Raw genomic sequence first — 11,196 nt, forward strand, 5'->3', positions numbered from 1 at the left:
GCCGTCCGTGGACGGCGGGGCGCTCTGTTCAAGAAGGAAGAATCCCGAAATAGTTCAGCAGGGTACAGGTCAGGGCGGCGGCCTCCTCCCGGGTGGTGACGGCGGCCGGGTCAATATCCTCCAGGGGCTCCCACAGCAGGTTGATGGTGTTGCCCAGCAGCCCCTTCTGGCTCAGGGCCAGCAGCCAGACGGAGTCCCTGGCCCAGCCGGAGTAGGAGAGCAGCCCGGCAGCCTCTGCCGCGTCTGTGGGCATCTCTTGCAGGGTGAGGTCCATATACATATTGAGCCGCTGGGACAGCCGGGCCATGATGGTGATGAACTGCTCGTGGCTCACTGGCGCGTCGGGGGCGAAGCGGCCCTCTCCCACGCCCTCCACCAGGCCCAGCCGGGCCACGGCGTTGACGCACAGGCCGTACCAGTCGTCCATGGATACGTCGGTAAACTGGCTCTCGCCGGTGGGAACCCGGCAGTTGAGGGCCTGGGCCAGCAGGGCGCAGAGCTGGGCGCGGGTGAGGGAGCCCTCGGGCTGGAAGGCTCCGCCGCCGGTTCCGGCCAGGATACCGTAGGTGGCCAGCCGGTCGATCTGGGCGGCGTAGGGGGAGCCGGCGGTGTCGGTAAAGCTGCGGTCCCGGTAACTGGTGAGGACATACCGCCCCACCAGCTCCTCCACGGTGGTGTCGGCCCAGCCGTCGGGGCCGCCGGTGCCCTCCAGCACCCGGACGCCGTCGGGCAGAGCCTCCAGCAGAGCGGTAAAGGCGTCCCGGTGTGCTTCACTCAGGGCGGTGTCCAGCTCCACATACCAGCGCCAGTTGAAGTCGATACGCAGATAGCCCTCCGTGGAGCCCTTGGGGCTGGAGGCGGAGAGAAGGGTGGCGACCTCGGGGGCCAGATCGGGGTCCACCAGCAGGTGGGGGATCAGGCCAACGGTGTCGGTGGTGGAGCCGGAGGGGGCGTAGAAGCGGTAACTGGTGATCTTGATGGCGTCCCCGTCGGGGAAGTAGTCGGGCAGGGCGCGTTGGTCCAGAACCGTCTGGGCCACTCCCTTGCCGAAGGTGCGCCCGCCCACCAGGATGCCGGTATTGGTGTCCCGGATGTCGGAGGCGAACAGCTCGGAGGCGCTGGCGGTCTCCCCGTCGGTGAGGACGATGACGGGGGAGAGGGTGCGGGCGTCGTCGTTGCTGCCATACGCGCCGTAGGCGCCGGTGCTGTCCTTGAGGTAGGCCAGCACGCCGGAGCCGGTGAAGCAGCCCGCCGCGCCCATGGCCGCGTCTACCTCACCGCCGCCGTTGCCCCGGAGATCGACGATCCAGTGGTCAGCTCCGGCGGCGGTGTCCTCCATGCCGCTGACGAAGTGGGCCACCGTCTCGCCGCCGAAGGTGTCGCAGTCGATGTAGCCGATGTGGCCGTCCCACAGCTCGGTATAGGTGGCGGGGACGGTGATGGCCCGGCGGGTGAGGACGGCGGTGTACTCCGCCCCGTCCCGCCGGTAGGACAGTTCCACCCGGGTGCCGGGGTCGCCCTTGAGCCAGGCGGCCACAGTACCCGCGTCCTGCCCGGCGGTGGAGCGGCCGTCCACGGCGGTGACCAGATCACCGGGCTGGAGGCCGGCGTCGGCGGCAGGGGTGTTCTCATAGACCCGCTGGATCAGCGGCCCGTCCGCCGTGACCAGCGAGTAGATGCCTACGCCCACGGTATCCGTATCGGACATGGAGCCGGTAAAGGCCCCGTACTCCTCGGGAGAGAAGTAGGTGGTGTAGGGGTCGCCCAGGGCCTCCAGCATGGCCTGGATGGTGTTCTGGTCCAGAACGTCCTCGGGGACCTCGTCGATGTAATAGTCCTGTAGCAGCTCCCGGGCCTGATCGGGGGTGAGGGCCTGGGCGGCGGGAGAGAGGAGCAGGGTCAGGGCCAGGGGGAGGGCAAACAGGCGGCTGAGCGGCATACGCTTCATAGGAGGGCCTCCTTGGACAAATATGTTATGTAACCCAATTCTACGACAAAATGGGAGCGGGCGCAAGGCCCACTCCCATTTTGTATCTATTTGTCATTTTTACGCCTGCGCCCCGCGCTCCGGTATTATGTCATCCGGCGCCCTCGTGGGCCAGAATCCAGCGGGCGATATCCGCGATCACCTGGGAATCCACGGCCTGGGGCTGCTGGTACTCGTGCAAAACCTCCGCGATGGCGCCGGTGGGGGATGGCATGAACAGGTGGTTCAGGCCGGGGTACAGATGGAAGGCGGCGTCAGGGTGGGCGGCCAGAAGGGCCTCGTAACGGCGGAAGTCCCGCTCCACCGACAGATGGGCGTCCCGGTCGCCCTGGAGCACCAGAACGGGCTTGGTCAGGCGGCGGAGGTACTCCTCCGGGGGGTGTGTCAGGATCTCCTTAAAGTACCACGCCCAGAGGTTCCCCAGAATGTGGGTGTGCTGGGCGTCCTCCTCCGCCATGCGGGGGAGGGCGGCGAACTGCTCCCGCAGGGCCTGAACCAGAGGCGCGGCGGCGGCGCGCTGCTCCGGGGGCATGGCCGCCAGAGAGGCCTCGTTCTGCTCCAGGATCAGGGCGTCCAGAGTGCGGGGGGTGCCCGCCCAGAAGATGAGCCCGGCGAAGGCGCCGCCCTCCGCGTCGATGCGGGGGGCCAGCATGCCGCCCATGCTGTGCCCCAGGAGATAGACCCGGTCCGGGCGGATCAGGGGTTCTGCCCGCAGCAGGGCGGCGGCGCACAGGGCGTCCCGGATGACCTCCTCCTCCACGCTGAGGCGGCCCTGAAGGGCGTCGGCCAGCCGCTTCCCGTGGGCAAAGGTGCGCTTGTCGTAGCGGAGGCTGGCCACCCCGAGGTCGGCCCGCCCGACGGCCAGATCCCGGAAGGGGCGGTTTGGACCCACGGCCTCGTCCCTGTCCTGAGGGCCGGAACCGTGGACCAGCAGGACGGCGGGAAAGGGGCCCGCGCCGTCGGGGAGGGTGAGCAGGCCGGGGAGGGGATAATCCGCGTCGGCGGCCACAGTGATGGGAAGGGTGCGCATGAGACGGCCTCCTTTCATATAGGGCGGAGGTGCGCCTACGCCTCGCCCGCGATGCGCACGGCGGTGCCGTAGGCGGTGATCTCCGCCGCCCCCTGCATGACGGAGGCGGAGGTGTAGCGGATGCCGATGACCGCGTCCGCCCCCATGGCCTCCGCGTCGTCCACCATGCGCTTGGTGGCGATCTGCCGGGCCTCGGTGAGCATCTGGGTGTAGCTCTCGATTTCGCCGCCCACCAGGGTCTTCATGCCCGCCATAAAGTCCTTGCCGAAGTTCTTGGACTGGACCACGCTGCCCTTGGCGATGCCCAGGGCCTCGATTTTCTTGCCGGGAATATACTCAATATTTAGAAGCAGCATCTTCTTCTCCTCCTCGAATCTGTTTGATGCGCTGCCACAGGGCCAGCAACACGCCGATGATGACCACGCCGGGAATGGCGAGCAGAAAGAGCATCAGCCCCAGGGGCGGGGCCTCCGCCGGCTCCACCGTCAGGCCCCAGACCATCAGGGCGATGAGGCCGCCCATCAGGGCCACGAAGACCAGGGCGGCGGCCACCGTCCCGCCGTAGCGGGTGACAATGTCGTTTTTTCGGATGTTCATAAACTGCGTTCCTCCCTCCTCCATCCGCTCCATCTTCTCCAGCCAGCGGCCCGCGTCCAGGCTGGCCAATTGCTCGCCCGACTCCGCCAGCTCCTGGCAGAGGGAGCGCATGGTGGCCAGATTGTCCTGGGCCCGCTCCAACTGGATGATGTGCCGCCGCACGCCGTCGGTGAGGGTCAGGGTGCCCTGCTGCATCCTCCGAATCTCCTCCAGGGGGACGTCCAGCTTCCGCAGCAGCTTGATCTTCCGCAGGGCCTCCACGTCCGCCTCGCTGTAGTCCCGGTAGCCGTTGTCCGTCCGGCCGGGGGAGAGAAGCCCCTCCTTTTCATAGAAGCGGATGTTTCGCTTTGTGACGCCGACCAGCTGCTCGACCTCGTTGATCTTCACTGTGTATCACCTCTGACAGCCCTACCATACACCCTCTACCGGGTGGAAGGTCAAGAAAAATCTTTCTGAAACCGTAGTATACACCGGCGGGAGGGAAATTACCACCCTCCGTCCCGATGAACGGGCTGGGTACCGGCAGATCCTCTCACGGTTCTGGGTAACTGTGGGGGCGGTCCTGGTGGTCGTCTCAATGCCCCTGCGCTGGGGAAATCCTCTCCGGGCGGGGACAAGCCCCGCCCCTACGTTCCAGCGCCGTTCCCCGGTTTTCTCACATACAGGCCGGTGCGGCGGGGGCGTTACAGAGTAAGCCCCCGCCGCCGGAAAGCAACCGGTAGAACAACTTGGGGGAAGTTCCAAGAAGGGGGAATCGCAATTCCCCCTTCTTGGCCGTTTCAAGGGGTGGATTGTTAAGGCGGGGGAAATCGGAATCCCCCGCCTTAACCGGCTCTTTCGCCCCTTTCTGGCCGCCCAGAAAGGGGCCCGCCGGAGGCATGACAAGAAAGCAGATACAAAAATGGTTTCCATGGAAGGCGCGCCAGCCTGGCACAAGGCGGGCCGATGTGGGCAGAAGGTGAATTGCCCCAGAGGGGCAAGAGAGGCCGCCCTGGGGCGTCGGCCCCTACATTGGGCGATAAGGCGGCGCTAGGTTTGCTGAAGTGAGGCGGCAGCCCACGTACCCTTGCGGCAGTATCATATATTTGGTATAATAAAGCCGTATGGCGTGAAAATGCCCTGGAAATGCTACCGAATGGTAGTGTTTCTGTGGGTGATACTATGTATTTTCGCCGCATTTCCGACCTGCGTGTGGATCACGACCTGACACAGCGCAAAGTGGCAGACTATTTAAATATGAATCTGGAGGTCTACCGCCGCTACGAGAAGGGACTCCGGGAGATTCCGGTGTGGGCCCTGGTCAAGCTGGCGGAGCTCTACCACACCAGCACCGACTATCTGTTGGGCCGGACAGACAATCCCTCTCCGCCCCATGCGTAAGCTGGCCTGGTTTGCCGCTTCCTGTTCGGCGGCGGTGTTCCTGGCGGTCTATGTGCTGCCGGAGGGGGCGCTGGTTCCGCTGGGGGAGGTGTGCGCCCTGGCGGCGCTGGCCGGGCTGACCCTCCGGGGAGACCGCCGCCGGCGGGTGCTTTTGGCGGGCTTTGGCCTGGCCGCGGGCCTGCTGTGGACGGCGGCCTACGGCGCGCTGTTCCAGGCCCCCGCCCGCGCTCTGGCGGGGTATGAGGGGCCGGTGGAGGTGACGGTGGCCGACTGGCCCCAGTCCACGGCCTACGGCAGCTCGGTGCTGGTGCGCCTCCACCCGGTGGAAGGTTGGCCGGTCAGGACCCTTCTCTATCTGGACGCCCCCGCGCCCGACCTGCGGCCCGGCGATGGGCTGACCGTCCAGGCCCGGCTCCGGGCGGCGGATACCATCACGGGGGAGTCTACCGACTATTATTACGCCAAGGGCGTCCGCCTGATCGCCTACGGCGAGGGGGAGGGGGAGACGGTCCGCCCCGGCCGGCCGCCCCTGTGGACATGGCCTGCCTATGTGCCCAAGGCCCTCAAGGACCGTGTGGCCGCCGCCTTCCCGGAGGAGGCCGCGCCCCTGGTCACCGCCCTGCTTACCGGGGACAGGTCCGGGCTGTCCGACGGGGACTATGCCGCCCTCCGCCGGTCGGGGCTGGCCCATGTCATAGCCGTCTCCGGCCTCCACGTCTCCTTCCTGGCGGGGCTGGCGGCCGCCCTGCTGGGGGCCCGGCGGCGGCGTACCGCCGTGTGCACCATCGCCTTGCTGCTCTGTTTCGCGGCGGTGGTGGGAAACACCCCCTCCGTCCTGCGGGCGGTCTTCATGCAGTCCATGCTTCTGCTGGCGCCCCTGCTGGGGCGGGAGGAGGACAAGCCCACCTCCCTGTGCGCCGTTCTCATGCTCCTGCTGCTCCAAAATCCCTACGCCGCCGCGTCGGTGTCCCTTCAACTGTCCTTTGCCGCCGTGGCGGGGATCTACCTCTTTTCCGGGCCTCTCACCGAGCGGTGGACGGCCAGGCTCCCCGCCAGGCCCAAGGGCTTCTGGGCCAAAACCGGCTGTCTGGCCGCCCGGTTTGTCCTGTCCAGCCTGGCGGTGAGTCTGGGGGCCATTGCCTTCACCACGCCCCTGACCGCCTGGCACTTCCAGTCGGTCTCCCTGGCGGGGCCGCTGGCCAACCTGCTCTGCCTGTGGGCGGTGTCCCTGGCCTTCCTGGGCGGGCTGGCGGCGGCGGTGCTGGGGGTGTTTCTCCCCGGCCCGGCGGCCCTGCTGGCCCTCCCGGCGGCGCTCCCCGCGCTCTATGTCCAGCGGATGGCGGACGCCCTGGCGGCGCTGCCCTTCGCCGCGCTTTCCACCCAGTCGGTATACTTGAAGCTTTGGCTGGCGCTGGTCTACGCCCTGCTGCTGCTCTATCTGCTCGGGCGGGGGGAGAAAAAGCGGCCTCTGGTACCCCTGGGCCTGGGGACGGCCGGACTGTGCGCGGCCCTGGTGTTCCAGGCCGCGTCCCACACCGCCGGGCGGCTCACCGTCTCGGTGCTGGACGTGGGACAGGGCCTGTCGGTGGCTCTGCTCTCCGGCGGGCGCGCCGCCCTGGTGGACTGCGGCGGCACCGGGGCGGACAACCCCGGCGACACCGCCGCCGACTACTTCCAGTCCCTGGGCCTGAGCCGGATTGATCTGGTGGTGCTCACCCACTACCACGAGGATCACGCCGGCGGCATCCCGGAGCTGCTGGAGCGGCTGGAGGTGGGGCTGCTGGTGCTCCCCGACGTGGAGGAGGACGACCCCCTCCGCCGGGAGATCACGGCGCTGGCGGAGGAAAAGGGGATTGAGACCCTCTTTCTGGCGGAGGATGCCGACGTGACCTTTGGGGAGTCCGCCCTGCGCATTTACGCGCCCCTGGGCAGCGGCGGGGCCAACGAGGAGGGCCTCTCCGTCCTGTGCACCGCCGGAGACTTCGACGGGCTGATCACCGGCGACATGAATGACACGGTGGAGAAGCGGCTGATCAAATATGGGTCGCTCCCCGATCTCGAGCTGCTGGTGGCGGGGCACCACGGCTCCAAATATGCCACCTCGGAGGAGCTGCTGCTGGCGACGAAGCCGGAGCTGGCGGTGATCTCCGTGGGCTACAACACTTACGGGCACCCCGCGCCCGAGACCCTGGAGCGCCTGGCCGCCGCCGGCTGCGCGATCTACCGCACCGACTGGTCGGGCACCGTCACCATCACCGCAAAGTAAGGAGAATTGCCATGCCGCCCAAAGCAAAGCCGGACACTGCGGCCTACCAGAAGCTGAAAAAGGACATCAAGGAGGGCACCATCGGCACCCTCTACGTGTTTCACGGGGAGGAGGCCTATCTGCGGGACTTCTACCTGGGGCAGCTGAAAAAGAAGCTCCTGCCCGCCGGAATGGAGGAGTTCAACCTCCACACCCTCAGTGGAAAGGAGTTTGACGTCAAAACCCTGGCCCAGCTGGTGGACTGCCTGCCCATGATGAGCGAGCGTACCCTCATCGTGGTCAACGACTACGATATTTACAAGGGGGACAAGGACGCCCTGGCGGCGGTGCTGCGGGAGCTGCCCGACTACGTCTGCCTGGTGTTTGTCTACGATCTCATCGAGTACAAGGCCGACGCCCGCACCAAGCTGGCCGCCCTGCTCAAGGAGAAGGGAAGCGTGGTGCCCTTCAACCGCCAGGGGCAGGGGGATCTGGTGGACTGGATCTCCCGCCGCTTCAAGGCCATGGACCACGACATCGGCACCGAGGACGCCAAGTACCTGATCTTCCTGTGCGGCGATCTGATGAACAACCTGATCTCCGAGATCGGGAAAATCGGTTCCTACGCCGCCCACCACCGGGTGACCCGGCAGGATATCGACGCCGTGGCCACCCCCCAGCTGGACGCGGTGGTGTTCCAGATGACCGACGCCATCGCCGCCGGGAACTTCGACAAGGCGGCGGAGGTGCTGGGGGAGCTGCTCCACATGCAGGAGGCCCCCATCAAGCTGCTGGCGGTGCTGGGCAAGCAGCTCCGCCAGCTCTACACCGCCCGCCTGGCCATCGAGCACAGAAAGGGCGTGCCCTATCTCATGGAGCTGTGGGGCATGCGCTCGGCCTACCCGGCGGAGCGGCTCATGCAGTCCGCCCGGCGCTTTTCCCTGCCCTGGTGCCGCCGGGCGGTGCTCCGCTGCGGCCAGACCGATCTGGCCATGAAGTCCACCGGGGCGGACGGCGAGGAGCTGCTAATCGGCCTGCTCATGGAGCTGGCCGTCAAGAAAGGAGCGTAAGCAAATGAAAAAGAAGACGCTGTTGGGAGTGGCCGCCGCTGCGGCCGGGGGGGCCGCGGGCTGGTATCTGGCCGCCGGCGGCCGCAAAAACCAGATCGAGCACATCCGCCGGGAGGCCAAGCGCCTGCTGGCGGTGCGGTGGGACGAGCTGGCCGCCCTGCGCTCCGCTGCGGAGGAGGGAGAGCTGGACGCCGGCGCCCTGGGGCCGGTACCCCTGGACGGGGCGGCGCTGGAGTCCGTCCGGATGGAGGACGGGGCCGCGGTGCTCTCCCTGCGGGGGGAGAAGGCGGCGGCCTGGCTGTCCAGCGAGCCGCTGGACCGGCTGGGGGTGTACTCCGTGCCCTGGCGGGGGAGCGCCCGGCCCGGCGTGCTCTACACCGAATATCTGGGCTCCGGATGGTACGCGGGCTACGCCTGCCTGGGGTGGGGCTGACATGCTGCGCATCAGGGAGGCCATCGTGGTCGAGGGCCGTTACGACAAGAACACCCTCTCCCAGATGGTGGACACGGTGATCGTGGAGACCTCCGGCTTCGGTATTTTCAAGGATAAGGAACGCCTGGCCCTCCTGCGCCGCCTGGCGGAAAAGCGGGGCCTGATCGTCCTCACCGACCCGGACGGAGCGGGCTTTGTCATCCGCAGCCACCTGAAGGGGAGCATCCCGCCCGAGCAGGTGAAGCACGCCTATGTGCCCGACGTGTACGGCAAGGAGCGCCGCAAGCGCCGGGGTGGCAAGGAGGGCAAGCTGGGGGTGGAGGGTATGCGCCCCGAGGTGCTGGAGGCGGCGTTGCGCCGTGCGGGGGCCACCTTCCTGGACGAGACGGGGGAGGCCGCCCCCAAACGCCAGGCCATCACCAAGGCAGATCTGATGGCGCTGGGCCTGTCCGGCGGGCCGGGGGCGGCGGAGCGGCGGAAGGAGCTGCTCCACCGGCTGGAGCTGCCCGAACGGCTCTCCCCCAACGCCCTGCTGGAGGTGCTCAACGCCCTGTTTACGTTTGGGGAGCTGGAGGATACGGTTCGGGGAGCAGATGCGAAAAAATTTTCCTGAAATTCGAAAAAAGGACTTGACGAAAAAGTTAAGTTGTGCTATCTTATAAACAGAAATGATAATCATTACTGATTAGAACTTCTGCCACATAGCAATAAAATATCATTATTAGAATAAACAGGAGGAATTACATCATGAAAAAGTGGGTTTGCTCTGTCTGTGGTTACGTCCATGAGGGAGATTCCGCTCCCGACTTCTGCCCCATCTGCAAGGCCCCCAAGGAGAAGTTTGTGCTCCAGGGCGGCGACAAGACCTGGGCCGCCGAGCACGTGGTGGGCGTGGCCAAGGGCGCTCCCGAGGAGATCCTCCAGGGCCTGCGCGAGAACTTCCAGGGTGAGTGCTCCGAGGTCGGTATGTACCTGGCTATGAGCCGTGTGGCCCACCGTGAGGGCTATCCCGAGATCGGCCTGTATTGGGAGAAGGCCGCTCTGGAGGAGGCTGAGCACGCCGCCAAGTTCGCCGAGCTGCTGGGAGAGGTGCTGACCGACTCCACCAAGAAGAACCTGGAGATGCGTGTGGATGCCGAGAACGGCGCCACCATGGGCAAGTTTGAGCTGGCCAAGAAGGCCAAGGAGCTGAACCTGGACGCCATCCACGATACCGTCCACGAGATGGCCCGCGACGAGGCCCGCCACGGCAAGGCTTTCGAGGGCCTGCTGAAGCGCTACTTCGGCTAATCAAGCAGAATACGGAAAAGGGCGGAGCCTTCGCTCCGCCCTTTCTGATTGTATGAACCGGCGATAGGCGGCGGACCCAATTCCGGTATCCGCTGTGATAGGAGTATGTACGGATGAATAAAAAAGAGATTTTACTGGCGCGGCATTTTGCGACGTTGGCCATGGTCTATGCGGTGATTGCCATGGCATTGGGCGTATTTTATAGGGAGTTTACCAAATTCAGCGGCTTTGCGGGCAGAACCTCTCTGTCTTTCCTGCATACCCACTATTTTGCACTGGGAATGGTGTTTTTTCTTATCCTGATGCTGCTGGAAAAGACATTTGCCTTCTCAAGCCGAAACAGCGGGAAGTTCCTGCTGGTCTATCAACTAGGTCTCAATATCACAGGGCTGGGATTCTTTCTGCGGGGGATGAGCCAGGTGCTGGGAAATGAGTTGAGCCGAGGAATGGATGCCTCCATTTCCGGAATCTCGGGCATTGGTCATATTTTGCTGGGTATCGGCATGCTCTCTCTGCTTTTGCAGGTTCGGAGGGCGGCAGACGGAACCAGTGCCGGACAGAACCAGGACGGCGCGCTGCGGGGCTGATGTTCCGCAGCGCGCTTTTTCTAGTTTGGCGGCCGGAAGCCTATTGACCCGGGAAATGGGATCCACTATGATGGAGGAAGAACATGGGAGGAGGGATTATATGCCCAACAACGGGAACAACTTCCGGCATGCTCTGGCAGAGTATATCCGAGGCTGGGGCGAAGGACTGGCGGTCGAGGAGGAGAAATACATCGGCTGGCGCTTTATCGGCACACCCCGTAAGCTGGATATCGTGATCATGAACCCCCAGAACTGCCGCTCCATGGCCATCGAGGCCAAGCTCCAGGAGACTAGCGGTTCGGCTTTCGAGAAGCTGAGCTACGCCCTGGACGACTGTATGGCGGCCCCCATCCCGTCCATTATTGTCTTTTCGGGGCGGTATATCCGGGACGACATGAAGGCCAAGCTGATTTCCTCCGGTCATGGTATTGAAGTGGGCTATGAAAACGGGGCGATTGCGGACCGGTATGAGCTGCTCAAGCAGCGCATTTACATCGAACTGGGGATGAATTATTTCCCCTTCCTCCGTCCATAGCCGTACAGAAGGGGAAAAGGGGGGGGGGGGGGGGGGGGGGGG

General features: G+C 65.4%; 12 protein-coding genes. 8 read left to right on the forward strand and 4 right to left on the reverse strand.

The window, feature by feature from the left end:
• Window positions 1-28: 28 nt before the first annotated feature.
• From ACESY8_RS14850 to ACESY8_RS14865, 4 genes are all read right to left on the reverse strand, one after another.
• Window positions 29-1,948: a S41 family peptidase gene (locus tag ACESY8_RS14850; RefSeq protein WP_054338898.1), complete on the reverse strand. Its 1,920-nt coding sequence runs from the start codon at window positions 1,946-1,948 to the stop codon at window positions 29-31.
• Between the two features lie 130 nt (window positions 1,949-2,078).
• Window positions 2,079-3,017 (reverse strand): alpha/beta hydrolase family protein, encoded by a 939-nt coding sequence (locus ACESY8_RS14855; protein WP_498794826.1) that lies wholly within the window; start codon window positions 3,015-3,017, stop codon window positions 2,079-2,081.
• Window positions 3,018-3,052: 35 nt separating this feature from the next.
• A complete protein-coding gene (locus ACESY8_RS14860; RefSeq protein ID WP_007491906.1) occupies window positions 3,053-3,373 on the reverse strand; it encodes a YbjQ family protein in 321 nt (106 codons plus the stop codon).
• Complete coding sequence (locus ACESY8_RS14865) at window positions 3,354-4,001, reverse strand: MerR family transcriptional regulator (RefSeq protein WP_054338900.1); 648 nt, start codon at window positions 3,999-4,001, stop codon at window positions 3,354-3,356. Before ACESY8_RS14865 ends, ACESY8_RS14860 begins: the two co-directional genes overlap by 20 nt.
• 774 nt (window positions 4,002-4,775) lie before the next feature.
• Between ACESY8_RS14865 and ACESY8_RS14870 the strand changes: the two genes are divergently transcribed.
• The 8 genes from ACESY8_RS14870 to ACESY8_RS14905 all read left to right on the forward strand — a co-directional run bounded on the left by ACESY8_RS14870 (window position 4,776) and on the right by ACESY8_RS14905 (window position 11,154).
• The gene (locus tag ACESY8_RS14870; RefSeq protein WP_054338901.1) at window positions 4,776-4,994 is read left to right on the forward strand and encodes a helix-turn-helix domain-containing protein; all 219 of its coding nucleotides are present in this window, start codon (window positions 4,776-4,778) and stop codon (window positions 4,992-4,994) included.
• Window positions 4,987-7,260 (forward strand): DNA internalization-related competence protein ComEC/Rec2, encoded by a 2,274-nt coding sequence (locus ACESY8_RS14875; RefSeq protein WP_054338902.1) that lies wholly within the window; start codon window positions 4,987-4,989, stop codon window positions 7,258-7,260. The genes ACESY8_RS14870 and ACESY8_RS14875 overlap by 8 nt, the downstream gene beginning before the upstream one ends.
• Before the next feature lie 11 nt (window positions 7,261-7,271).
• The gene (holA, locus tag ACESY8_RS14880) at window positions 7,272-8,309 is read left to right on the forward strand and encodes a DNA polymerase III subunit delta (protein WP_009257573.1); all 1,038 of its coding nucleotides are present in this window, start codon (window positions 7,272-7,274) and stop codon (window positions 8,307-8,309) included.
• A 4-nt stretch (window positions 8,310-8,313) separates the two neighbouring features.
• Window positions 8,314-8,742 (forward strand): toxin-antitoxin system antitoxin subunit, encoded by a 429-nt coding sequence (locus tag ACESY8_RS14885; protein ID WP_498794827.1) that lies wholly within the window; start codon window positions 8,314-8,316, stop codon window positions 8,740-8,742.
• Window position 8,743: 1 nt separating this feature from the next.
• Window positions 8,744-9,355, forward strand: a complete 612-nt coding sequence (locus tag ACESY8_RS14890; protein WP_054338904.1) for a ribonuclease M5 — start codon at window positions 8,744-8,746, stop codon at window positions 9,353-9,355.
• 134 nt (window positions 9,356-9,489) lie between these two features.
• Window positions 9,490-10,032: an NADH peroxidase gene (locus tag ACESY8_RS14895; RefSeq protein WP_007493606.1), complete on the forward strand. Its 543-nt coding sequence runs from the start codon at window positions 9,490-9,492 to the stop codon at window positions 10,030-10,032.
• Window positions 10,033-10,145: 113 nt separating this feature from the next.
• Window positions 10,146-10,619, forward strand: a complete 474-nt coding sequence (locus ACESY8_RS14900; RefSeq protein WP_054338905.1) for a DUF2871 domain-containing protein — start codon at window positions 10,146-10,148, stop codon at window positions 10,617-10,619.
• 100 nt (window positions 10,620-10,719) lie between these two features.
• The gene (locus ACESY8_RS14905) at window positions 10,720-11,154 is read left to right on the forward strand and encodes a PD-(D/E)XK nuclease superfamily protein (protein WP_024725083.1); all 435 of its coding nucleotides are present in this window, start codon (window positions 10,720-10,722) and stop codon (window positions 11,152-11,154) included.
• The last annotated feature ends 42 nt before the right edge of the window (window positions 11,155-11,196 follow it).

It is taken from the genome of Clostridium sp. ATCC BAA-442 (assembly GCF_964239415.1).
GTDB lineage: Bacteria > Bacillota > Clostridia > Oscillospirales > Oscillospiraceae > Flavonifractor > Flavonifractor plautii.